The organism is Corynebacterium jeikeium, assembly GCA_003955985.1.
GTDB lineage: Bacteria > Actinomycetota > Actinomycetes > Mycobacteriales > Mycobacteriaceae > Corynebacterium > Corynebacterium jeikeium_D.
The window spans coordinates 732149-756338 of record CP033784.1; the positions used below are offsets into that span (position 1 = coordinate 732149).

The following is a 24190-nucleotide window of genomic DNA, read 5'->3' on the forward strand; positions in this document are numbered from 1 at the left end:
TTACATGCGTCCTTGGAAGCGCAAGCGATCCCTTCTCGGCGGTGGCGTCAAGTACGTCACGGCTTTTGAAGGCACGGAGCGGGATTTGCTGCTGAATCTGGCTGCTACTGTGGCGGACTCGCTGATGGAGCGAGCCCGGTCGGCACCGAAGGATGAGCTCGCGGAAATGACGGGAATGCCTGTCGGACACTCCGAGGCCCCATCCGATCCGAAGCTTGCGCGCCTGTTGCCGGACTTCACCAAGCCGGGTGAGGAGAGCGTGGAGGGGGAAAACGCCCTCATGCGCCAGCTGCATGAATCGGAGATTGTAGAGAGCAAGCTCCATTCCCTGCGTGCGATTATCGACGCCCTGGAGCCCGCCGAGTCGGGGCAGGTATCCATTTCCGAAAGTGATGCCCATGCCTGGGTGGCGGGTATCAATGACTTACGTATTTACCTGCATGTTTCCATGGAGAACCTCAATGGCTCCATCGAACAGATTGAGCAGACCGACGCGATGTACCAGTGGCTGTCCTACAACCAAGAGTCACTGTTGGACCAGCTCATGGGTGAGTAGCGAATCCGAGCAAAACCCCGAAAAGATGCAGTAATCAACTGAGGTTAGCTGCCATGAACTGTGGTGAAAGGTGCCGTGGTCGACAATGAATTCTGAGATCTTCGCAATCAGCCCCACCGACATTCGACACCAAGCCAGCAGTGCTGCGCTGGGCACGAGCATCGACATCGGCGCAGGCTGTCTCGACTCCATCGACGGCATCTCCATCGGCCATGCTGCTGAGGGGGATACCGGAGTCACCGTCATCGCCGCTCCAGGCGGCGCTGTCGGCGCTGTCGATGTCCGCGGCGGCGGTCCGGGCACCCGCGAGACCGACCTGCTCGCACCGGAGAATACCGTCGAACGCGTCCACGCTGTCGTTTTGGCTGGCGGCTCCGCGTACGGCCTCGCAGCTGCCGACGGAGCTATGCGCGAACTGCGCGACCGCGGCATTGGCTTTGAGGTCACCCCAACTCGTCCGGATATCCTCGTGCCCATCGTTCCCGGTGCTGTCATCTTCGACTTGCTGTTGGGGGAGCCGACGCTGCCCACCGCTGCACTCGGGCGCGAGGCGTTGTCTCACGCGCTTGACGACGTCCCGGAGGACACTCCCTCCGGGACAGTAGGTGCCGGTGTCGGCGCTATGGCCGGGGCAATCAAGGGTGGTTTTGGACAAGCCCGTGTGACCTCCGCCGATGGTAAGTACTTTGTGGCTGCCGCAATGGTTGTCAACTCCTTTGGTGCGGTCATTGACCCGGAGGGACACCTTTACGGAATGCCCGCGGCTGCCGGTGCCAGCAAGGAGGCATTGGCGCAGCTGGACCAGGTTTTCGTCGGTAGGACCAAGATTCTCGCCGATGCGGCTGGACACGGGGAATCGTCGGCAAGCACGCGAAACACAACGATTGGCACGTTGATAACCAATGCGCCGGTGACAACTGCGCAGTTGAAGCGGTTGGCGATGTGCGGTCATGACGGGTTGGCGCGAGCGATTCGGCCGGCTCATGCGCCGATGGACGGTGACACGCTGTTTGCCCTCAGCTCGGCCGAGGCGGCGGATAGCGGAAACGCTGAACCCGTGGGCTCGGATGTGGTGGCCCTGTTGGCTGCGATGGCGGCCGATGCGGTGCAGATGGCTATTGTCGATGCCGTGATGAGTGCAACGGGACGCGCGGAAGTAGCCGCGCTGTCAGAGATGCTGGACAAGTAGTGAAGGAAGTTCGCCAATGAATCCGCAATGGAGCTCGGGACAACAGCAGAATTACCAGAACTATGCGCAGTACCCGATGGGCGGTCCCGTGCAGACGCGGCGGAATAATCAGATTGTTCCACAGGATCGCGACGGCGGGCTCGGGGCGGCCATCAGTACGGCTATTGGGTACCTGGCACTTATCTGGACGGTCTTTCTTGTCAACGAATTCATCTTTGGTGGGGCGCTGAACAACTTCGGTGTGCGCCCACGCGAAACCTCGACGCTGTGGGGAATTTTGACCGCACCGCTGCTGCACGCAGATTACGGGCACATTGTGGCGAACTCTCTGCCCGGGGCGTTGTTCGCCGGTTTGATTGCAATGTCGTCGAAGCGGCTATTTTGGCAGGTCACACTCTTGATTACGGTCGTTGGCGGCGGTCTGACCTGGCTGGTCGGCGGTGTAAATACCGTCCACATCGGTGCGTCCGGCCTGATTTACGGCTGGCTGGCGTTTTTGGTCGTACGCGGTTTCGTGAATCGTCGGGTGATGCAGATTATTTTGGGCGTGATTCTGGCATCGATGTATTCGGGTCTTATCTGGGGAGTGCTGCCAACACAGATGGCTGTTAGTTGGCAGATGCACCTCTTCGGTGGGCTTGCGGGCATCTGGGCTGCGGTGATGTTTAAGCGCGGTCGTGCACGTGGCTAAGAGTGCACGTCGCTAAGAGCCCGAGGTACGTGGCATCAGCTCCTGACGAAATCGGCCTAGAATAGGAGCTTCGGTGTTTGACCAACGATATGAGGAGTCCAGATAGCGGTGGGAGCAGGAGCAGAAACTCAGGCAGTCAATCAGCTGACAGCGCAGGATAGCGGCTTCCCCGACCGAACAGCGCCGATTGGCATCTTTGACTCCGGCGTCGGTGGGCTGACAGTGGCACGTGCCATCATGGATCAGCTGCCGCACGAGTCGATTATGTACATCGGCGATACTGCCAACGGCCCTTACGGGCCGCTGCGCATCGCCGAGGTTCGTCAGCACGCTGAAGCGATTGCCGATGAACTGGTTGCACGCGGCTGCAAGATGATTGTCATTGCCTGCAACACGGCTTCGGCCGCATTTTTGCGTGATGCCCGCGAGCGCTACCCAGTCCCAGTAGTCGAGGTCATTCTGCCCGCTGTGCGCCGTGCGGTCTCGACCACCAGGAACGGAAAAGTCGGCGTAATCGGTACCGCCGCCACAATTCGCTCCCGTGCCTACCAAGATCTCTTTGATGCAGTGCCCGGCGTGGATGTCTCCGCGGTCGACTGCCCGCGATTCGTGGACTTTGTCGAGCGAGGAATTACCTCCGGTCGCCAGATTCTGGGACTTGCAGAGGGCTACCTCGCGCCATTGCAGGCCGATGGTGTGGACACCCTCGTGCTGGGCTGCACCCACTATCCGCTGCTGTCTGGTGTGATTCAGCTGGCTATGGGGGAGGACGTCGCCCTAGTGTCGTCGGCGGAGGAGACGTCGAAGGATGTTCTGCGCATCCTCACAAAGACCGACATGCTCGCTGACCCGGAGAGTAATCCGAACCCTGTGCGCACATTCGAATCCACTGGAGATCCGCAAGTTTTTGCATCCCTGGCAAAGCGCTTCCTTGGGCCGGGTATTAGCCAGGTCACTATGCATTCCCAAATGTGACCTTTCTTATTAAATCCAGACACTCCATTGGTTTTTTGCTCGTTTTTGATCAATTACATGGCAAGCTTGAAGTATGCGATTGAAGGTTCTGGGATGTACAGGCAGCATGGGTGGCCCATCGGCGCCAGCATCTGGCTACCTCATTGAGCTGGATAACGGTCGAACCTTTGTCATTGATTTGGGTCCCGGTGTCCTCGCCGAATTGCAGAAGATCTCTGATCCTGCAGCTTGTGATTTGTTACTAACTCATGTGCACCCAGACCACACTGCAGACATTCCAGGGCTGCTCGTCTGGCGTCGCTTCCACCCGACAGCCCCGGCGAGTTCCCGGAATCTCCTGGTTGGCCCCGGAGACATTCACGACCGGATAGGCACCATGTGCAAAGCACTGGGAAGTGAAGAAGATGCCAACCTGGAAGACACTTTTGATCAGGTTGTGAGTAACCCCGGTGAGCCACTGTTAGTCGGTGGGGGCGAAGCGGACGGAGGCGCCGTCGTCACGCCGTATAACATGGTCCACCCGGTGCCAGCTGTTGGATATCGCATTGAAGCAGATGGTCTGACCATTGCGTACACCGGAGATACTGCGTGGACCGATGAATTGGTGGAGCTGGCGCGGGATGCGGATATCTTCATCTGCGAAGCCACATGGTGCAGCAACGAAGAGGGCACCCCACCGGACATGCACCTGACAGGCTTTGAGGCCGGAAAGGCAGCGACGCTGGCGGGGGTTAAGAAGCTGGTGCTGACTCACATTCCGCCATACGCCGACGGTGAAGAAGCACTACGTGCTGCGAAGAGCACCTTTGCCGGTGACGTTGAATTGGCCTACCTGGGCATGGAGCTAGGCGGCTAGTCACAGCGACTATCGGGTTTCCGTACAGCTGTCGCACCGCTTCCGCGCCGGGCGGTAGGGTAGTTGGCATGACTACAGCTAATTCCGATTTTCGCCGTGCCGATGGACGCGCGGTTGATGAAATGCGCAAGGTGACCATCACTCGCGGCTTCACCGACAATCCGGCCGGTTCTGTGCTGGTTACTTTCGGTAATACGCGTGTAATGTGCACCGCTTCCGTCGAACAGTCGGTGCCACGATTCAAGCGTGACTCCGGCGAGGGCTGGTTGACCGCTGAGTACTCCATGCTGCCGGCCTCTACCCACGAGCGCATGCCCCGCGAGTCAATGCGCGGCAAGGTCAAGGGTCGCACTCACGAGATTTCCCGTCTGATCGGTCGCTCCTTGCGAGCTGCTATCGACTTGAAGGAACTCGGTGAGAACACCATCAACATCGACTGTGATGTTCTGCAGGCGGATGGTGGTACCCGAACCGCTTCCATCACCGGTGCGTACGTCGCGCTGGCTGATGCCCTGACCTACCTGCATGCAGCGGGTGCAGTTCCGGGCACCCCGCTGAAGGCACCAGTCGCAGCTGTTTCGGTTGGCATTATTGATGGCCGTGTCTGCCTGGATCTGCCTTACGAGGAGGACTCTCGCGCTGAGGTCGACCTCAACGTGGTGATGACCGCAGAGGGTAAGTTCGTCGAAATCCAGGGCACTGGCGAGGAAGGCACCTTTGACCGAGGTCAGCTGAATGACATGCTCGACTCGGCGGAAAAGGGTCTGCGTGAGCTCGTTGCCCTGCAGCAGGAAGTTCTGCGTGCGCCGTACCCGGGTGAGCTGCCGTGAAGCTCCTCGTCGCTACCCGAAATTCTAAAAAACTAGTCGAGCTCGACCGCATCCTGCGTGCGGCGGGTATTGATTCGGTGGAACTTCTTTCGCTTAGCGACGTCCCGGAGTACCCAGAGCGCCCCGAAACCGGTCGCACTTTTGCGGACAACGCCTACATCAAGGCTTTCGATGGTGCGACACACACCGGCTACGCGTGCTTGGCAGACGATTCGGGGCTCAGCGTCGATGAGCTAAACGGCATGCCGGGTGTGCTCTCGGCGCGCTGGTCCGGCACTCACGGCGACGATGTCGCTAACTACGAGCTGCTGCTCGCCCAGATGGGGGACTGCCCAGATGAGCGTCGTACGGCGTCCTTCCGTACCGCCTGCGCGTTGGTCGTCCCCGGTGTCAAGGAGGTGCCGTCCGCGCTTGCCGACGGCGGTTTCCCAGCCGTCCTCGATGAAGCCGGTAATCTGCTGCTGGTTGTAGAGGGCCGCTGGCCTGGCGCCATTCTGCGCGAGCCTGTTGGGGACAATGGGTTCGGCTACGATCCGGTGTTCGCGCCCGCAGTTGGGGAGGGCAACGAAGCTGAGGGGGCCTTGTCTGCGGCACAAATGAGCGCCGAAGACAAGGACGCTTTTAGCCACAGGGGGCGTGCACTGCGTGCCTTGACTCCGGCGCTGAAAATTCTGGCTGAGGTTGAGGCTAAGGGGTAGCCCTCGGGCTGCCGAGAGCCCGCTACTTCAGCTGGAAAGCGGTCTCGACTTCCTCACGACGCTTCTTCTCGACGAAGAAGGAGAGGAACGGGACCACGCCACCGAGCGCGGTGATAATCCACTTTGCTGGTTCCCAGCGGGCCTTGGTACCCAGGTTTACGGTGGCAATGAGGAATGCCATGTAGCCGAAGCCGTGAATCTGGGCGGTGTAGAAGAACCACCGCGGCGCGTCGGCGGAGTTGTCGAGGATGAGGTACTTGTAAATCATCTCGGCACACAGCAAGAGCAGCATCACACCCGTGAAGTAGGCGGTGACGGAGAAGTACGTCAGTGCCTTCCTTACGCGCTCTTGACGATCTGGATTGATGTTGGTCACTAAAAGTCCTTTTCTCGAATAAGCAGTTATCGCCTAGGCGTTGGTGCCAGAATCCGTCGATTGTGTCTCATCCACACGCTGCACCTTTCGCGAGCCATCTGGGTTGGTCGGCAGGAATTCGTCTGGAATTTCCGTCATGACATCGTCTTTAGCCTCAAATGCGGCCTCGCTATTGCCGCTCAGGCGTTCGCGTTCGTACTCCATGTATTTGCGGTAGGCCCAAATAAAGAACAGGCCGAAAGCTGGCCACTGCAGTGCGTAGCCCAGGTTTTGGAATGAGCTGGTTGTGTTCCACCTGCTGAGCTGCCAGTAGGCGAGTGCAAGAGTGGCGCCGACTGCAAGAGCCAAGAAGATTAGTTGCACCACGCGGGTACGAGTGGGAATCTTCGCTGGCTTGTCAGTGGTATTGGAATGCTGTGAAGTGGACACATAACCACCATAGCTAGTCCGTGACCTGCCAAGCTAGCGCGCTCGCTGGATAGGCAGGGGATGGGACATTAGGAAATCTGCGGCAAACCCGTTAAAGTGTGTACAGTCCAAATGAGCTGTGAAAGTTCGTTGTGCCTGTAGGTGGCTAATAGGTAGTCCATGCTTACGGGGACTGTACGTAACTGTCACGGATTCGCGACGGGCGCCTGTGGCGGAATTGGCAGACGCGCTGGATTTAGGTTCCAGTGCCTTAGGGCGTGGGAGTTCAAGTCTCCCCAGGCGCACACATAAACACCCCGTGACTATGCAGGTCACGGGGTGTTTTCGTTCTCCAGCCCGCCAGATTTTTCGCCCTCATTACGCTGCGTGCCCAAAATCTGCCCCATTTCCCGCCCGAAGCTATTCCAAGGTCGCTAATCTCCCGTGCACGGTGTAGAACCATGACTATGAAAATTGTTGTCTGCGTCGTTTATCCCCGCTATCCGGATAACACTGAACCTCTCGGCGGGTTCGTCGAGTCCGAGGAGACCGCCCGCAAGATAGACGACTGGTGGCGTGCACAACCTGGCGACATGATTGGTACCTGGGAAGATTTCGAGGTCGAGGTCGAAAGCCGCGACCAACTCCTCTATGGAGTATTCACCGGCACCCCCACTCTCGAAATCACCGATAGCAACTTCTGGGACCCTATCTGTTACGGGGTGTACACCGACCGGGAAGAAGCCGAGCGGGCAACCAAACCAAAGTCAATGTGGGAAGCGAACAACAGTCCCCAGAAGTACGTCCTCCCCTTCCGTCTGGGCTGGAAATATGACAGATACTTCCCTGACGGAAAGCCCTGGCCACCAGACCAGTTGTAGACCTGCGACAGTCCTGCCTCTTTTAGCGGGAACGCAAGACGGGGCAGCCGCACAGCGCGCGTGAGTACCATTCTGGGAAACCTCTGTCCGCTCATTCCACTGCGTAGGGCAATCGAATCTGTCGATACAATGACGCTGATCGAATCGTATCTTGAATCGTAAGGTGGAAGCAGGGAGGCAACATGAGCATTTCGATGCATCTGGATGAGTACATGGCGCGTCGTGGCATAGTTCCCGACGACACTGTGGTCAACGATGATCCCTGCGCAATCTTCGACGGCAAGGTCGAGCGCGATGGTAAGTCGCAGCAGGACCTTGAAGAGTCAGAGCGGCGCTTAGAAGAAGCGGAGTCCACAATTCTGGATATGCTAGGCGATTAATCGAGGAAAGATTGAGCGTTCTCGGCGCCCATTGACACGCATTCCGGGTGTGATGTTCATCACCGATTGGGCATAAATTGGCTCGGTCTTCCGGGTTTTATTTTCCACCGCCGGCGCTGCCAGGGTGGTGAAGCGCAAGCAACTTCTCGACAGGGGAACACTGTTTCCTACCTGCGAAGTTCTTGCGCTTTCGAAGCGTTGTGCTCGCTGATTTCGCAGCCGTGTTCAGCCTCTCGTTTTGGGGCTGCAAATTATCTTCGCGTTGATGGCGCCGCGAAACTGCGCGAGAAAAACATGATGGATTCCTCATGATTTATGGCATAGTGTCCTGGCAAGGATTTGGAAACAAAAGATGTTTTCATTTCGTACTCCACAAGACAAGGACCTCAGCCACGTGAAATACGAAAAACTCGCCACTTTGCAGACCAACGTCGTAACTGCTCCAGACCTGGGCACTTTTGCAGTCACTTTCGCCGGTCAATCGCAACCATGGCTGGACACTCTATCCAGCGTCATGGCCAGTGGCAACTCAAAGAAACTACGGGAAGTTTTCACTCGCGCTGAGGAACTGCTCGCACCGCTTGACGACGATCTCATCGGCCAGCTTCCCGCAGGTTTCGACCCCTTCGGCTGGGCAATCTCACTCGTTACAGACGAGCCATTTACCGGAGATACAACCAACCCTGCGGTCAGCGTCCCGGGCATCGTCTTGGCACAGTTGGGCATTGTCGAGTTGCTGGAAAAGCAGGGAATTAATATCACCGAAGCGGTAGCGGTAACCGGTCATTCGCAAGGTGTTCTTGCCGCTGAGATTGTCGCTCGCCCAGAGAAGGCAGCAGAGCTTCTGGCGCTAGCTCGCCTCATCGGTGTGGCGTGTGCGCGCGGAAGCCGAGTAGCCGGATTTGGGCGCGCGCCGATGATGAGTATCTCTGGCCTGACGGTCGAGGAGTTGGAGCCTTTCCTCCCCCAGGGCTGTGTCATCGGTCTGAAGAATACGCAGACTACCAGCGTAGTTATCGGCAAGCAGGATGAACTAGACCAGCTGGCAGAGCAGCTCACAACGCAGCAGCCGAAGGGTCGGAAAGTCGAATGTACAGTTCTGCCAGTTAGTGGCGCATTCCATCACCCAGCGCTGGTACCTGCTGTGGCATGGGTAGTGGAGCGAGCTGAGCGCATTGGGCTAGATGCGGAAACGGCGGACCGGCTTGCGCGTGCAATCTTGGTTGACCCCAGTGACTGGAGCGCCGAGGTACGGGGGCTCATCGACCAAGGAGCAACCACCATTTTGGATTTGGGGCCGAACACAGGCGTCGTCAAGCTGACAGAACGTAACGCTGAAGGCTATGGCGTGGCGGTGATTCCTGCGGCGACAGCTGCGGGTAGGGGCGTCCTGTCTGAGAGCGACATTGAGCATCCGACATCGTGGCTGGAGTTTGCGCCGCGTCTGGTCACTGGAGACAAGCCCCGTGTCGAGACGAAGTTCACCAAGTTGACCGGGCGCTCGCCAATTCTGCTCGGCGGTATGACCCCGACAACCGTTGACCCTGAGATCGTGGCGGCTGCTGCGAATGCGGGGTTCTGGGCGGAGCTGGCCGGTGGCGGCCAAGTCACGCCGGAAATCTTCGAGGCTAATGTGGCGCGACTCTCCGATCTGCTCGAGGAGGGGCGCAGTGCACAGTTCAACACCATGTTTTTGGATCCGTACCTGTGGGGTTTGCACATTGGAAGCCGCCGTTTGCTCCCGCGCGCAGTGGCAGCGGGGCGACCGATTGATGGAGTCACCATCTCCGCGGGAATCCCCGAGGTGGACGAGGCAGTTGAGCTAGTAAAGCAGCTGCGTGAGGGCGGGATTCCGCATATCTCCTTCAAACCGGGCACAATCGCACAAATCGAGTCGGTGCTCGAAATTGCAGACACCTTGGCGCAGCAGGGCACACCGTATCCAATCATCATGCAGGTTGAAGGTGGGCGTGCCGGCGGCCACCACTCCTGGGAAGATCTCGATGACCTGCTAATTAACACCTACGCAAAGATCCGCAAGCGAGATGTGGTGCTTGCTGTTGGCGGCGGTATCGGCAAGCCAGAGCAGGCCCGTGATTATCTGATGGGCACGTGGTCGACACGGTGCGGATTGGCGCCGATGCCGGTAGATGCTGTCATCATCGGCACAGCTGCGATGGCAGCAAAGGAGTCGACCGCCTCCGAGTCCGTGAAACAAATGTTGGTCGACACCGTCGGCACTGACAACTGGATTCCCGCTGGTAGCGCCATGGATGGCATGGCGTCGGGGCGCAGCCAGTTGGGTGCTGATATCCACGAAATTGATAACGCCGCAGCACGCGCAGGCAGATTGCTTGACGAAGTCGCAGGTGACCTCACTAAGGTGACTGAACGACGCGCAGAGATCATCGAGGCGATTAACGCCACCGCGAAGCCGTACTTCGGAGATGTCAGCACCATGACGTATGCCGAGGTGCTGAACCGCTATCTCGAACTGTGTGCGCCCGAAGGGACGTTCCTCGATCCAACGTGGTCGACGCGCTTCGTCGCACTCGTCGACCGCGTAGAGGCACGACTGAATGCAGTCGACGCGGGCACGTTTGACGCGCTTGCCGACGGCGACAGCTTGCACACCCAGCCGCAGAACGAAATCTCGCGACTGTCCGGCCTGCTGGATCTGGATACCCAGCTCCACCCAGCAGATGTCACCTTCTTTATCTCTGAGCTCTGCCGCACACCTGGCAAACCTGTGCCATTCGTTCCGGTTATCGATGATGAGGTTCGTCGCTGGTGGCGATCGGACTCCCTATGGCAGGCGCATGACTCTCGCTACGATGCGGATCAAGTCTGCATCATCCCAGGGCCGCAGGCTGTTTCGGGCATTACCCGCGCGAATGAGCCAGTAGCGGAAATTCTGGGTCGGTTTGAAAAAGCTACTGCACAGGCATTGACGGATACCGGCTACCTGCCGGAGGCACCTGTTGACGCCCTCAGCCGGATGCTCGCAGCACCTGTGATTTGGTGGGCTGGTCGACAGCAGCCGAATCCGGCGCTGGCACTTGGCGCGGAACATGAGTGGGTATGTGTATCTGACGCAAGTGATGTCTCTCGTTCACAACGCCTGGAGCACCCAGGTACTGGTGCCATTTTGGAGACCATTGGAGCTGATGGCAGCAATGATGAGGGCGGGGAGGAGCTCGTCTGGGCACAGCTGACCGTTCCGCTGCCCGATGCTGCGGGGGAGAATACGCAACTGCGAATTCGCCTGTGCCAGAGTGCAGCGGTGGGCGCAGTGCCCGTCGTCAAGCATGAGGATGCGGCAGCCGCGATGCGGGAGCTGACGCGAATCGCGGCTGGCGGTGAGCTTGCAAACATCGTCGATGGGGTCGCGGAGTGGGAATCCGTGTGGGATCCGATGGCGATGGCTGACTACGATGCGGTCACTATTGCAGCTGCCGGCGATGAGTCACAGGCGACGGTGCCGGACGCGTTGGTCGGGCATGCTTGGCCAGCGATTTTTGCGGCAGTCGCGCAGGCGCGTACTGAGACCGGCATTGATGTTGTTGAGGGCATGCTCGCGCTTGTTCACCTTGAGCATCACATTCGTATGATTGGAGCTCTGCCGCAGGAAACCACAACGTTGCGGATTAGTGCGCGTGTCGACGAGGCCGTTGATACGGACTTAGGGCGACTAGTTGTGGTGCGCGCGGAGGTTCGTGATGGCGATACGCTGCTCGCCACCTTGAGTGAACGCTTTGCCATTCGTGGCCGAAACGGCGGCGAGACAGCGCGGACCAATACTGTGCCATTTCCAACGGTCACGGATACGCCACGGAGTTTCCGCGGTGCCTTGACCGTGGAAGCGCCTAAGGCGATGGAGCCATTTAGCTGTGTCACGGGCGATCGCAATCCTATCCACGTCGATTCCCGGGCAGCAGCGCTAGCTGGTCTACCAGGGGTTATTGTCCATGGAATGTGGCTGTCGGCGATGGCCGAGCATGCGGCTGTTGCCACGTCGGATGCCGGCATTGGCAATCGGGTGATTGAGTTCACTGCGACTATGCTGAGTCCGGTTCTACCTGGTCAGGAAGTGAAATTCTCTGTCGAACGCCGTGGTTTTGATGACCGTCCAGGCGCCGGTGAAGTCCGTGAAGTCACGGCCACAGTAGAGGGCGAGCTGGTACTGACTGCCACTGCTGTAATTGCCGCACCGACGACTGCATATGTCTTCCCTGGCCAGGGAATTCAATCACAGGGGATGGGGCTGTCTGCCCGGACTCGCAGCGTAGCGGCCCGCCGCGTGTGGGACCAGGCGGATGCGATGACCCGAGAGAAGCTTGGCTTTTCCGTACTGGCTATTGTTCGGGACAACCCGGTAGAGGTGGTTGTGGATGGTGTGCGCTATTTCCACCCAGAAGGTGTCCTGAATCTGACTCAGTTCACCCAGGTTGCGATGGCGACGTTGGGGCTGGCGCAGGTTGCGGAGCTCCGTGAAGCAGGGCTGCTGGATGAAACAGCTCACTTTGCGGGACACTCTGTCGGTGAGTACAACGCGCTGGCGGCTTTCGCTGGTGCGCTTGACGCAGATGCCGCGTTGGAGGTTGTCTACCGCCGCGGTTTGACCATGCATGAACTGGTCGAACGTGATGAGCAGGGGAGGTCCAACTATGGTTTGTGCGCCCTGCGTCCGGACAAGATCGGCGTACGCGAGGACGAGGTCACTGAGTTTGTTAATCGGTTGTCGCAGGAAACCGGTGAGTTCCTCGAAGTCGTAAATCTCAACCTGGCAGGCAAGCAGTACGCCGTCGCCGGCACCGTCGCGGGTCTTGCGGCACTGGCTGAACAGTGCGAGCGCCGCAGCTCGGACGGCAAGGGATACGTGCGTATCCCAGGTATTGATGTGCCATTCCACTCCAGTGTCCTACGCGACGGTGTGGATTCCTTCCGTAAACACTTGGAGCGGCTGCTGCCAGCGGAAATCACTCCAGAGCGCCTGGTGGGACGCTATATCCCGAATCTCACCGCGACCTCTTTTGAGCTGACTGAGAAGTTCGTCCGCCAGATGGCTGCAGTCGTCGACTCAGACATTTTGGAACAAATCCTTGCCGACTTTGATACTGCCGCTGAAAACCCGGCGCGCCTGGCCCGCATGTTGCTGGTCGAGTTACTGGCCTGGCAATTCTGCTCACCGGTGAGGTGGATCGAAACGCAGGATCTGCTGCTTGAGGATCTCGGCGTCAGCCGCATTATTGAAGTTGGTGTAGGTACAGCGCCCACACTGGCAAACCTGGCTGCCCGCACCTGCCAGTTGCCCCGTCACCGAAGCCGTGACATTCGAGTACTCAATCTCGAACGTGATGCTGATGCAGTGTTTATGCGCGACCAAATTCAGCCGGAAAAGACTGAGCTCGAGTCGGAGGTGACACCGGAGCAGGACACGGCGCAGGCTCTATCTGGAGCAGCGGGAGAAACAGGAGCAGCAGGAGCAGCGGAGCCGGCAGTATCTGTCGACCAACTCGCGGCGACCGAACAGGCAACCACGATCACGAGTGCTGCCACTCCGGCTGCCGAAGTTGCTGATATCGCAGTCAGCCCGGCAGAAGCGTTGGAAGTTCTTATTTGCCAATGGACGAAGGTACGTCCCGACCAGCTCGGTGCCGCCGACTCCATTGAGACTCTGGTCGATGGAGTCTCATCTCGACGCAATCAACTGCTGCTCGATCTCGGAGTCGAATTCGACCTCGGTTCAATCGAAGGGGCCGCAGATGCGGAACTGGCTGATCTAAAGGACAAGATTGATAGCTTGGCCAGTGGATATTCCGCATTCGGCCCGATTCTCTCCGAAGCCATTGCCGACGGTATTCGCCGGATTACCGGTCCTGCCGGTGCAGGCGCGAATTACATCGATGACTATGTGGCCGATGAATGGCAGCTCGGCAAGGGGTGGGCAACCGCAGTTAGCGCCGAGATCATGCTCGGTACTCGCGAGGGCGCATCCCTGCGCGGTGGTGATCTTGCGCATCTGGCGCCGGCCGCCCCAACCAGTACTGCTGAACTCAACCAGCTGATCGATGAAGCAATCCTCGCGGTCGCCTCGCAACGAGGTGTATCTGTCGCTAAGCCGTCGGCAAGCGACAGTAGTGCTGGGATGGTCGACTCGGCTGCACTCACTGAGTTTGCAGATAAACTGACTGGTCAACGAGGAATTCTTGCCACCGCTGCACGCACGATTCTGGAGCAACTCGGCCACGAGATTACCGGTGCCATTGACTTCGATGCCGAAGACGCCGACAGCAACCTGGTAAATCTCGTCACTGCTGAACTCGGTGCGGACTGGCCGAAGCTGGTCACCCCGACGTTTACGCCCACCAAGGCAGTGCTGCTCGACGACCGCTGGGCCACCTCCCGCGATGACCTAGCGCGCCTCTGGGCAGCCGCTGATGAAGACGTGGCTGAAACCGCGCCGGGCAGTATCCATGAAACCGCAGTCGAGCAGGCACAGTGGTGGGCTGCCAAGGCAGACGCGGCAGGGCGGACACAGTTGGCGAGTATCTACCGACAGCTGGCGGATGAGTCCATCACGAATGTGGACGAACTATCGATGAATGCCGACATCGCTGTTGTGACCGGCGCATCGCCAAATTCGATTGGCTCCGCTGTGACTGCACAGTTGCTGTCTCAGGGAGCAACCGTTGTTGTCACTACCTCACGCCTGGGACATGAGCGCCTGAGCTTCTACAAGCAGCTCTACCGTATGCATGCGCAGGGCGAGGCGAAGCTGTGGGTGGTACCGGCGAACCTGTCCAGCTTCCAGGACCTGGATTCCCTTATCGACTGGATCGGAACCGAGCAGACTACGACGATTGGTGCGGAAGTGGTTGTGACCAAGCCTGCACTGTCACCGACGTTGCTATTCCCGTTCGCGGCGCCTACGGTCTCAGGCTCGCTTGCCGATGCCGGTCCTGCGTCCGAGACCCAAATGCGTCTGCTTCTGTGGTCGGTGGAACGACTCATCGCAGGGATGTCAGCACTCGGCGGGGACAATAATCTGCAGCATCGTTTGCATGTGGTGCTGCCGGGTTCACCGAACCGTGGTCGCTTCGGCGGTGATGGTGCCTATGGGGAAGCCAAGGCCGCACTCGACGCCGTGGTGGCGCGCTGGAATGTGGAGGACGCTTGGCGCACCCGCACCACTCTGGCTCATGCACAGATTGGGTGGGTTCGAGGCACCAACCTGATGGGTGGAAACGACCCATTGGTTGCTGCAGTGGAAGCAAAGGGAGTACGCACCTTCTCCACCGAAGAAATGGCAGCTGAACTCATTGAGCTCGCGAGCTCGGAGGCTCGGAAGAAGGCACAAACCCGCCCGATTCAGGCCGATCTCACCGGCGGATTGGGTGACGTCGACCTCAACATTGCGCAATTGGCGCAGGAGGCTGCACAGGCGGCTGCCCCAGCAGCTCAAAACTCTGAGATCTCTAGCGGGGCGCGCTCGCAGGAGCCGTCGTCAAGCCGTGCTTTGAGCGGCCTGCCAAGCCCACGCCGACCAATTGCGCAGACAACACCGACCTTTGGTGACATCGCAGCGGCTCTGGAGGACATGGTGGTCATCGTGGGCGCCGGTGAGCTTGGGCCGTACGGTTCTTCCCGGACGCGCTTTGAGGCTGAAGTTGATGATATTTCTGCAGCAGGAATTGTGGAATTAGCCTGGTCAATGGGGTTGATTTCCTATGAGGGTGGCTGGCGTGACGCCGACGGGCAACCGTTGGCAGAAAGCGACATTGCTTCGCGTTACCGCGATGAAGTGCTGGCGCGAGTTGGTGTGCGTCGTTACGCCGATGATGGCGATTTGGTTGATAATACGATGACTGAGCTGACCACGGTCTACCTGGATCGTGCGTTGAGCTTTGCTGTGCGTGACCGCGCGGCAGCGGAGACTTTTGTCAGTTCCAACCCGGACAACACCACTGCGAGCTTCGATGCCGAGACAGGGCAGTGGCTTGTGACACGAGCCGCTGGCACACCAGTGCAGGTTCCGCGCCGAATGGCGATGAGCCGCTATGTTGGCGGTCAAATTCCGCAGGGCTTTGACCCGGCACGATACGGTATTCCGGCAGACATGATGGACAATCTGGACCGCGTGAGCTTGTGGAACATTGTCTGTACTGTCGATGCCTTCTTGTCATCGGGCTTCAGCCCAGCGCAACTGCTGGAAGCGGTCAACCCGGCGCGAGTGTCGTCGACCCAGGGCACAGGTATTGGTGCGATGGAGTCGCTGCGCAGTCTCTACATCGACGGCCTGCTGGGGCAACCGCGAGCCAATGACGTCCTGCAGGAGGCATTGCCAAATGTTATTGCCGCCCACGTTATGCAGTCTTATGTCGGTGGCTACGGGCAGATGATTCACCCTGTCGCAGCCTGTGCGACGGCAGCGGTGTCGGTGGAGGAGGGCGTCGACAAGATTGCCCTGGGTAAGGCAGATTTCGTTGTCGCAGGTGGCTTCGATGACCTATCCACAGAGGGAATTACAGGTTTCGGCGACATGGCCGCCACAGCTGACTCCGCCACCATGGAAGACAAAGGCATCGACCATGAGTACTTCTCCAGGCCGAACGATCGTCGACGCGGAGGCTTTGTGGAATCGCAAGGCGGTGGCACGGTGCTGTTGGCTCGCGGAGACATCGCTCGTGACATGGGGCTCCCCGTGCTCGGTGTCGTCGCATACGCCCAGTCCTTCGCCGACGGCGCGCACACGTCCATTCCGGCGCCGGGTTTGGGTGCGCTAGCGGCCGCTCAGGGCGGCGAGAAGTCTCGATTGGCTCGCGCACTTGCAGTACTCGATGTCACTGCGGATCAGGTCGCGGTGTTGTCCAAGCACGACACCTCGACCAATGCCAACGACCCAAATGAGTCCGAACTGCATGAACGCATTGCAGATGAACTCGGTCGCGAGCGCTCTAACCCGCTGTTGGTGGTCTCTCAGAAATCGCTGACGGGACACGCTAAGGGTGGTGCTGCAGCGTTCCAGATCATTGGTCTGACCCAGGTATTGCGCAGCGGCATTGTGCCAGGTAATCGATCGCTGGACTGCGTCGATCCCGCATTGGCTGCGCATTCGCGTCTGGTATGGCCAACGAAGGCAGTCAATTTCGGCAATACGTTGCCGCTGAAGGCTGGCTTTGTTACCTCGCTCGGGTTCGGACATGTCTCGGCACTGGTGGCAGTCGTCCATCCGGAAGCTTTCTACCAAGCGATAGTGCAGCACGATGGCGCTGAGGCTGCGGAGCGTTGGCGGTCCGCGGCGCACAACCGCGAAGCGGCTGGTCTGCGTCGCATTGATGAGGCTATTTACGGTGGGGAAGCTCTCTACGAGCGTCCACGCGAGCGAAACCTGGCGGACGGTGGTCGGTTCGGTTCACCCGCTGCATTGGAAAAGGCAGTTCTGCTTTCCGACGGCGCCCGTCTGATCGATGGTGTCCTCCAGCCATGATTGGCGTAGACCTCGTCTATATTCCGGGCTTCGAAGAGCAGCTGAATATGCCAGGAAGTCAGTTCGCGCAGGCTGTTTTCACACCTGCGGAGCTACTGGTAGCTAGGCGCCGCGGAGCAGTCGGCGGCGCTCTGGCGCGTCACTTAGCGGGCCGCTGGGCTGCGAAGGAAGCCTTCATCAAGGCCTGGTCGCAGACTCTCTTCGGCAGCCAACCGCCGATTGCGCGCGATCAGCTGGACTGGCGGGAAATAGAGGTGCAGCCGGATGCCTACGGTCGCGTGAGCATCAGTCTCCACGGGGCTGTGAGCCGCCATTTCCACGATCAGGAGTGGCAGCTGGGGCCGTCGTTAAGCATCTCGCACGACGGCGACTACGCAATCGCCGTCGTACGCTTGGACTAGCCCGGCGCCGTGCTAATCGACGGACTTCTGACGGCGACCGACCAAGATGCCGGCACCGAAGATTAGCGCGCCCAGGATTGCGCCGGTTCCGGCGACTGCGGCGGTTTGGAGCGGGGAGTTGGTCGCGGCCTGCTGAGTCTGCACATCAACTTCGTCGAGGCCATTGCCGGAAGCGTTGGACTTTGCGGAAGCCTTGCCAGATGCCTTGGATGAGCCGCTGGCCTTGGACTCTCCGGTCTTGGAGGCACCGGTCTTCACAGCTTCTTCGCGTTCCTTGGCGGAGCCGCCGACGCTGAGGTCCGTGGCCGTGTCCTGGCTGCGGTCGGAGGAACCGTGAGCAGCAAAGGTGTAGAGTGCGCAGTCATTTTCGACGCAGTTGGCGGCCGATGTGACGGCCTCGACATTGAGCGTTGTGGAGAAGCTGCCGTCGGAGGACATCTGGGAGGTGCGGACAAACTCAGCGGCGGAGAAAGCATCAGCGTTGGTGGTGGAGAACTTGTTCTTCTCAGCCACTGCGACGTAGATGCCGTTGCCACTGGTCTTGAATCCGGTGCCGGAGACGGTAATTGGGGTGCTGCCCGATGGATTCAGTTCCGTGGTGGACAGGCTTACCGACGGGGTGCCGGTCGAGGAGCTGCTGCCGTTGGAGCTGCTGGAGCCGCTGGAGGCGCTGGTGCTACTCGTTCCACTAGACCCTGTGCTGCCACTGGTGCCGGAGCTTGCGCTGCCTGCGGACTGTGAGGAGCCACCGCCGGAGGGCAGGGTAGCGTCCTGCTTGGCAGCTCCGCCGGCAAACGATACCGCGGTCGCCGTGTCCTGGCTGCGGTCAGAAGAACCGTGAGCAGCAATGGTGTAGACCGAGCAAGCGTTCTGCATGCAGTCTGCCGTGCCGAACTTCGCGCTGACCGGAAGATCCACGCTGAAGCTGCCGTCGGACTTCAGGTTGCCGCGAGAGGTAGACACAAACTTGGTATCCGGGCCGAAGGAATCGGCGTTGGTCACATCCATCTGGTCATTTTGCGCGATACCGACGTAGATGCCCGGTCCAGAGGTCTTGAAACCCTTGCCTTCGACTCGAATGGTGTCGCCGCTCGGGTTCAAGTCTGAGGTCTTGGACAGGCTCACCGATGCGTTACCCCGTGACTGCGACGGTGACTGCGAGCCCGACTGTGACTGGGAGCCCGAACCAGCGCTCTGGCCACCGCTCGGCGCCGCGCCGGTGGAACCCTGCGATTGAGCAGCCTGGGAAGTAGCACCCGCCTTGAAGGTGATGGGGACCCACTGGTCATTGCTGCGGTCAGAAAGATTAGGGAACGCAGTAAAGGAGGCTACGTAGCACTGGGTAGAGGTGCAGTCGACATCGCCAAAGCTGGTCGCGACCTTCATCTCCTGCGTAAAACTTCCGTCCGCGCCAACCGTGACCTTGGCCGCTTCGCCGTAGGTCGAAGGGTAGCCCGACTTTGGCTTCTCGATTGTCTGGGCCAGGTAAATATTTGCGTTAGCGGGGTAGCCGACTCCCTTGATGGTCACGGTGGCGCCGTCGGACAGATCGGTGGCAGGGGTCACGGAGAGCTGGCGCTCAGACTGATCGGTGCTGCCGCCGAGAAGGTCGCCGATGCCGGGGAGCGAACCGCCGAGCTGTCCAATCGATGGCAGTGACTGTGCCGATGCGGGGACTGCGGGTAAAAATCCCGTACTCACTACGATTGCCGAAGCTAAAACAATAGAGCGGGGAAGCAGGCTCCGTCGGAAAGCGCCCTGCGTCGTGGACATGTGAACCTCTGATTCTGTTTGGGAGTTCCGGCGCAGGCGCGGCGAAAAACAGGGAACCCCACCGCGCTGACCAGAGTAAAGCGTAAACTAAGGCAAGCCTACCCTCCGCGTATTGATAAGGGCAATAAATGCCCCTGCCGAGGTGGGCGAGGGGCGCTCTCTAGTCTGCGGCCTCCGCGACGCTCATGAGATAAGAGATTGTCATGCGTTTGATTTCCTGCACCGTCAGCTCGTAATGAGCTTCCCGCTCAGCATCGCTTCCCGGATGGTCCACCGCATAATTCAGCAGGGCGTACGTGGCGTTAATCATGAGGTCGGAGATGAAGTTCAGTTCCGCATCGCTTGACGACGGCACCAGCGGGCGCAGCACCTTTGAAATCTCGTTGACCAGGCGTGACTTCGTATCTTCTGCAGTTGCGCGTGTGGCGGGCGTTGATTGAACAGCCAACCATACGGCTCTTCTAGAAACGTCCTCGCGCCAGAGCTTTGCCAGGTGATCGATGAACTCCGAGAGAAACTCCGGCCATTTCAAGGTGGGGACTGTTTCTCCGAAACGTGAGACTTCCTCGATGACGGCCTCAGTGTCCTGACGGTCGAGCTCGCAGATCATCACATACTTGTTTGCGAAGAATTGGTAGAGCGTGCCAATGGGGATATCTGCGATGCGAGCGACTTCGTCGAAAGTGAAAGACTCAAACCCGTGCTCGATGAGCACTGTGCGTGCCGAGCTGAGCATGCGTGCGTACCGCTCTCGGCTGCGTTGCTGAGCCGGAGTGCGACGGGGACGAAGAATATTCGGTGCGTCCTGGGATTGAGTCACTACTACGAAACCGTCTAATCGGGATGATGTGGGAGGAGAGTTTGGGGCCAGGGTCAGAGTAGGCCTTGCGGCTAGTTAGCTTTCGGAAGCCTGTGATTCCACACCCAAGTCACGCAGTACGCGCTGGACGTGCCCCTTGGCGCGAACGTTGTACCAGGCCTTTTCAATTTCTCCATCGGCATTGACCAGGAAAGTCGAGCGGATGACGCCCTGGACAATCTTGCCGTAGTTCTTCTTCTCGCCGAAAGCGCCGAACGCGGTCATGGTTTCCTTGTCCGGATCGGACAGGAGGGTGAAGTTCAAGCCGTGGTCCTCACGGAACTTTGCGAGTTTCGCCGGCTTGTCCGGAGAAATACCTACGACAGGAATGCCGGCATCATTCAGGGCTGCGGATTCATCGCGGAAGTCGCATGCCTCAGTGGTGCAGCCTGGAGTGTTGGCCCGCGGGTAGAAGTAAATCAGCACGGGCTTGCCCGCGTAGTCCGACAGAGAAACCTGCTCTTCGGCGTCGTTGAGAAGAGTAAACGCTGGGGCGGGATTGCCAGGTTCCAGTCGGATGTTGTTCTGGCCGTATTCTTTGTCGCTGGAGGAAGAAGTAGTCATGGCTTAATCGTATCGACTCTGGAGCGGTGCGTGGCGACTCTGAAGCAATGCGTTGAGTTTTTCCCCGTGCTCGCCCACGTTGCTGTAGTGGAAGTGTTAGTCTTTTAGGCGAACAATCACTTTAGATATTCAACTTTTTAGGGAGTTTACGTGGCTCGCAGCATTGAAGATATCCAGCGCGATATTGAGCGTAACCGTAACCAGCTCGCCCGTACTCTGGATGAGCTAACCGTGCGAACGAATCCGAAGAACGTTGCGGATGACGCAAAGACCCGCGTTCTCGATGCTCTGAATGAGCCGAAGGTGCAGGCAGCACTGGGTGTCGTTGCCGCACTTGTTGTTGGCGGCATCGCAATGGGCATTCGTCGCAACCGTAACCGCAGCAAGGAAATCGACCGCATTCGCGAGATGATTGAGACTGCTGCTAAGTAGTTTTTCGGTAGTTAGCGCACGCGCTTCGGGTAGTTACCTGGGGCCGTGCGCTTTTGCGTATCTAACCCTTGTTTGAGTCAGGCGTGGGGTGCGAGCGAGGGCTGCAAGTTGGCGCCTACGCTTGTTATGCAACAAAAAGACCGGGAGGGTATTTCTACCTTCCCGGTCTGTATTGTGCGCCATCAGGGACTCGAACCCCGAACCCGCTGATTAAGAGTCAGCTGCTCTGCCAGTTGAGCTAATGGCGCTTACTGTTTCCTGCTTGGTGCTCTCTGTGTGAGCTCCTCGCCGGCAACGAGAAGATATATAACCAGGTTTCTGATTGTTTGTAAAATCGGCTGGTCAGATGCTGTTTTTGAATTGATGTTTTTGCATGTTTTTTGAAAGGTTTTGCGCAACCGTTTGAAAAAAGTTCAAAAAAAGTTTGGAAATCCTCAAAGTGGGGTAGGGCCTGTATCAATGCCATCGACGTTGGGAGTGTGCATAGATGTCGGAGTTACGTTCGACAGTGTTCAGTAACGTCCGGAAGCGTCCGGTGGCACTTTTGAATAGCGAACTGATTACTTTTCGGTAACGCAGCTTCAAGGGGGCGCTGTTTTCCCAGGTCGGTTGAAGTGCCCCGGTTTTTTGGGGTTGCACAGCAATTTTCCAGAGGGTTAACTGTAGGAACCGTTGGGCTACTTTGCGTGCTGCGCCCTGTGAGGGGTTGATGACTGCGATTGGGCAGTCAATAAGGCTTTTCAGTTAGGGCGAGCGTTTTATCGGTGGCTAGTGCCGCTGCAGGGCAGTCTGACCTTTTTCGAGGGCGCACCAGGGGCTGTAGCAGGACTCCGCTGTGTGTCGCAGTGTGTCCCCGGGACTTACTACTTAATAATTGCACTGTTGGAGTGAAGCACGATCATGCGGCAATCTTTTAAGCGCCTGTCGATGGCGGTGGTGACATTTGCGACCACCATCTCGCTAGCTGCTTGTACCGTCGGCGGAGATAATGCCGAGCAGCAAGAGGCGGAGAAGCCAGACGTTGGTCTTGTCGCCAGTGTGAAGGACGACGCCACCGATGTTTCGGTGGTTGACCCGATTTCGGTTCAGGTGGAAGAGGGACATCGCCTGGACAAGGTTGTTATGACCAACCCTGAGGGCAAAGAGGTCAAGGGCAAGCTCGACTCCAGTGGTACCAAGTGGACCACTGCAGAACCCCTGGGCTACTCAAAGACCTATGAGATTAACGCCACCTCGGGCACAGAAAAGCTGGCTACTTCTTTCACCACCATCGAGCCGATTTCTCAGGTAAATGGTTACCTGTCCCCGCTGGATGGTTCCACCGTGGGTGTCGGTCAGACTATTGCTGTGAAGTTCAGCGCGAGTATTTCGGACCGCAAGGCTGCTGAGGAAGCAATTAAGGTGACCACCGAGCCTAAGGTGGAAGGCGCTTTCTACTGGCTGAATAACAGTGAGGTGCGCTGGCGTCCAAAGGAGTACTGGAAGCCGGGGACCAAGGTTACCGTGAAGTCCGATATTTACGGCACGGATCTTGGTGACGATATGTACGGTGCGGAGTCCGCCGAAACCAGCTTCACTATCGGTGATGAAGTCATTGCTATCGCTGATGATGCGACGAAGACCATGGTCATTAAGAAGAACGGTGAAGTCGTAAACTCCATGCCTATCTCTATGGGGTCGAATGTTCACCCGACTCCGAATGGCCAGTACATCATCGGTGATCGCAACGAGACCATGGTGATGGACTCCCGTACCTACGGCCTGTCTCTGGAAAACGGTGGCTACGTCACGCCGGTTAACTACGCAACGCAGATGTCCTACTCCGGCATCTACGTCCACGGTGCACCGTGGTCAACGTGGGCACAGGGCAGCGTCAACCAGTCTCACGGCTGCATCAACGTCACTGATGCTAACGCTAAGTGGTTCCTGGACAACACTAAGCGCGGTGACATCGTGATCGTGAAGAATACGATTGGTGAGACGCTCTCCGGTGTTGATGGACTCGGTGACTGGAACATCCCGTGGGAGACCTGGAAGAAGGGCAACGCCGACGAGACCAGCTCCTGGTAGCTCATGTCCTCTTAGTGAGGCCATCACTTAAGTCATACGGGTTAGTCCGTTCCTAATCACCCAACATTCCCAGCTCCTGCGCGCGAGCAACAGCCGCGGTGCGGGAGCTGACGCCTAGCTTGGTGAAAATATGTACCAGATGCGATTTCACAGTCGCTTCGGTGAGCACCAGCTGTTCTGCAATTTTTCTATTCGACATACCCCGCGCGACCAACTCGAGCACTTCGAGTTCGCGCGGGGTTAGTGCTGTATTGGGGTTGCGCATCCGCCCCATCAAGCGCCCGGCCACTTGTGTGTTCAGCACGGTCTCGCCGCGAACGGCACGACGGATACCATCGATGAGCTCCTCCGGAGCGGCATCCTTCAGCAGATAACCAACTGCGCCTGCGGTGACAGCGCCGAGCACATCGGAGTCCGAAGAATAATTGGTCACCACCAACACTTCTGGGGCCTTTGCGCCGCGCCCGGCCAGTGCGCGGATGGCTGCGGTGGCATCAACTCCGCCTGCGCGGGTAGCAGTGCCAGGGGCCTCACCAAAGCGAAGGTCCATGAGTACCAGATCGATGTGGTCGCAAGAGTCGTCGTCAAGCGATGCGCGCACCTTCTCGACCGCCTCGTCGCCGCTGGCCGCCTCGCCAACCACGACGATATCCGGCGCCGATTCAACGACTGCGCGAAGACCAGCGCGGACGATGGGGTGATCGTCGGCGATGAGGACTCCGATGGGCTTGGTCACCTGGCTAACTCCTCGGGTGATGTGA

Annotated in this window: 19 protein-coding genes and 2 tRNA genes; 14 read left to right on the top strand and 7 right to left on the bottom strand. The window is 58.6% G+C overall.

The window, feature by feature from the left end; all coding sequences use genetic code 11:
• The first annotated feature begins 4 nt into the window (after positions 1 to 4).
• From EGX79_03245 to EGX79_03275, 7 genes are all read left to right on the top strand, one after another.
• On the top strand, positions 5 to 556 hold the full coding sequence (locus EGX79_03245; protein AYX81285.1) for a DUF2017 domain-containing protein: 552 nt from the start codon (positions 5 to 7) through the stop codon (positions 554 to 556).
• Between the two features lie 85 nt (positions 557 to 641).
• Positions 642 to 1745, top strand: coding sequence for a peptidase S58 family protein (locus tag EGX79_03250; protein AYX81286.1), 1104 nt, complete (start codon positions 642 to 644; stop codon positions 1743 to 1745).
• 16 nt (positions 1746 to 1761) lie between these two features.
• Positions 1762 to 2436, top strand: a complete 675-nt coding sequence (locus tag EGX79_03255; GenBank protein ID AYX81287.1) for a rhomboid family intramembrane serine protease — start codon at positions 1762 to 1764, stop codon at positions 2434 to 2436.
• A 144-nt stretch (positions 2437 to 2580) separates the two neighbouring features.
• The gene (locus EGX79_03260; protein AYX82703.1) at positions 2581 to 3411 is read left to right on the top strand and encodes a glutamate racemase; all 831 of its coding nucleotides are present in this window, start codon (positions 2581 to 2583) and stop codon (positions 3409 to 3411) included.
• A gap of 73 nt (positions 3412 to 3484) precedes the next feature.
• Positions 3485 to 4267: an MBL fold metallo-hydrolase gene (locus EGX79_03265; GenBank protein AYX81288.1), complete on the top strand. Its 783-nt coding sequence runs from the start codon at positions 3485 to 3487 to the stop codon at positions 4265 to 4267.
• Positions 4268 to 4335: 68 nt separating this feature from the next.
• Entirely contained in the window at positions 4336 to 5097 is a 762-nt protein-coding gene (locus tag EGX79_03270) for a ribonuclease PH (protein AYX81289.1), read from the top strand.
• A complete protein-coding gene (locus EGX79_03275) occupies positions 5094 to 5795 on the top strand; it encodes a non-canonical purine NTP pyrophosphatase (protein AYX81290.1) in 702 nt (233 codons plus the stop codon). Before EGX79_03270 ends, EGX79_03275 begins: the two co-directional genes overlap by 4 nt.
• Positions 5796 to 5817: 22 nt before the next feature.
• On the opposite strand, the gene EGX79_03280 is transcribed toward EGX79_03275, so the two are convergent.
• Positions 5818 to 6171, bottom strand: coding sequence for a DUF3817 domain-containing protein (locus EGX79_03280; GenBank protein ID AYX81291.1), 354 nt, complete (start codon positions 6169 to 6171; stop codon positions 5818 to 5820).
• A 33-nt stretch (positions 6172 to 6204) separates the two neighbouring features.
• Positions 6205 to 6600, bottom strand: a complete 396-nt coding sequence (locus EGX79_03285) for a hypothetical protein (protein AYX81292.1) — start codon at positions 6598 to 6600, stop codon at positions 6205 to 6207.
• A gap of 202 nt (positions 6601 to 6802) precedes the next feature.
• Between EGX79_03285 and EGX79_03290 the strand changes: the two genes are divergently transcribed.
• The 5 genes from EGX79_03290 to EGX79_03310 all read left to right on the top strand — a co-directional run bounded on the left by EGX79_03290 (position 6803) and on the right by EGX79_03310 (position 17731).
• Positions 6803 to 6884, top strand: a tRNA-Leu gene (locus EGX79_03290).
• 156 nt (positions 6885 to 7040) lie between these two features.
• Positions 7041 to 7460, top strand: a complete 420-nt coding sequence (locus tag EGX79_03295) for a hypothetical protein (protein ID AYX81293.1) — start codon at positions 7041 to 7043, stop codon at positions 7458 to 7460.
• Positions 7461 to 7642: 182 nt separating this feature from the next.
• Positions 7643 to 7840: a hypothetical protein gene (locus EGX79_03300; protein AYX81294.1), complete on the top strand. Its 198-nt coding sequence runs from the start codon at positions 7643 to 7645 to the stop codon at positions 7838 to 7840.
• 394 nt (positions 7841 to 8234) lie between these two features.
• Positions 8235 to 17330 (top strand): DUF1729 domain-containing protein, encoded by a 9096-nt coding sequence (locus EGX79_03305; GenBank protein ID AYX82704.1) that lies wholly within the window; start codon positions 8235 to 8237, stop codon positions 17328 to 17330.
• Complete coding sequence (locus EGX79_03310) at positions 17327 to 17731, top strand: holo-ACP synthase (GenBank protein ID AYX81295.1); 405 nt, start codon at positions 17327 to 17329, stop codon at positions 17729 to 17731. Before EGX79_03305 ends, EGX79_03310 begins: the two co-directional genes overlap by 4 nt.
• Before the next feature lie 12 nt (positions 17732 to 17743).
• Here the strand turns inward: EGX79_03310 and EGX79_03315 are convergent, their stop codons facing one another.
• From EGX79_03315 to EGX79_03325, 3 genes are all read right to left on the bottom strand, one after another.
• Positions 17744 to 19504 carry a hypothetical protein gene (locus tag EGX79_03315; protein ID AYX81296.1) on the bottom strand — a complete coding sequence of 587 codons (1761 nt, stop codon included), beginning with the start codon at positions 19502 to 19504 and terminating at the stop codon, positions 17744 to 17746.
• A gap of 160 nt (positions 19505 to 19664) precedes the next feature.
• Entirely contained in the window at positions 19665 to 20324 is a 660-nt protein-coding gene (locus EGX79_03320) for a TetR/AcrR family transcriptional regulator (protein ID AYX81297.1), read from the bottom strand.
• A gap of 75 nt (positions 20325 to 20399) precedes the next feature.
• Positions 20400 to 20927, bottom strand: coding sequence for a thioredoxin-dependent thiol peroxidase (locus tag EGX79_03325; GenBank protein AYX81298.1), 528 nt, complete (start codon positions 20925 to 20927; stop codon positions 20400 to 20402).
• 150 nt (positions 20928 to 21077) lie between these two features.
• Here EGX79_03325 and EGX79_03330 point away from each other — a divergent pair, with 150 nt between their 5' ends.
• Complete coding sequence (locus EGX79_03330; GenBank protein AYX81299.1) at positions 21078 to 21359, top strand: DUF3618 domain-containing protein; 282 nt, start codon at positions 21078 to 21080, stop codon at positions 21357 to 21359.
• 172 nt (positions 21360 to 21531) lie between these two features.
• On the opposite strand, the gene EGX79_03335 is transcribed toward EGX79_03330, so the two are convergent.
• Positions 21532 to 21607: transfer RNA gene (locus EGX79_03335), tRNA-Lys, on the bottom strand.
• Between the two features lie 652 nt (positions 21608 to 22259).
• Here EGX79_03335 and EGX79_03340 point away from each other — a divergent pair.
• A complete protein-coding gene (locus tag EGX79_03340) occupies positions 22260 to 23429 on the top strand; it encodes a hypothetical protein (GenBank protein ID AYX81300.1) in 1170 nt (389 codons plus the stop codon).
• Between the two features lie 52 nt (positions 23430 to 23481).
• Here the strand turns inward: EGX79_03340 and EGX79_03345 are convergent, their stop codons facing one another.
• Positions 23482 to 24165 carry a DNA-binding response regulator gene (locus tag EGX79_03345; protein ID AYX81301.1) on the bottom strand — a complete coding sequence of 228 codons (684 nt, stop codon included), beginning with the start codon at positions 24163 to 24165 and terminating at the stop codon, positions 23482 to 23484.
• Positions 24166 to 24190: the final 25 nt, after the last annotated feature.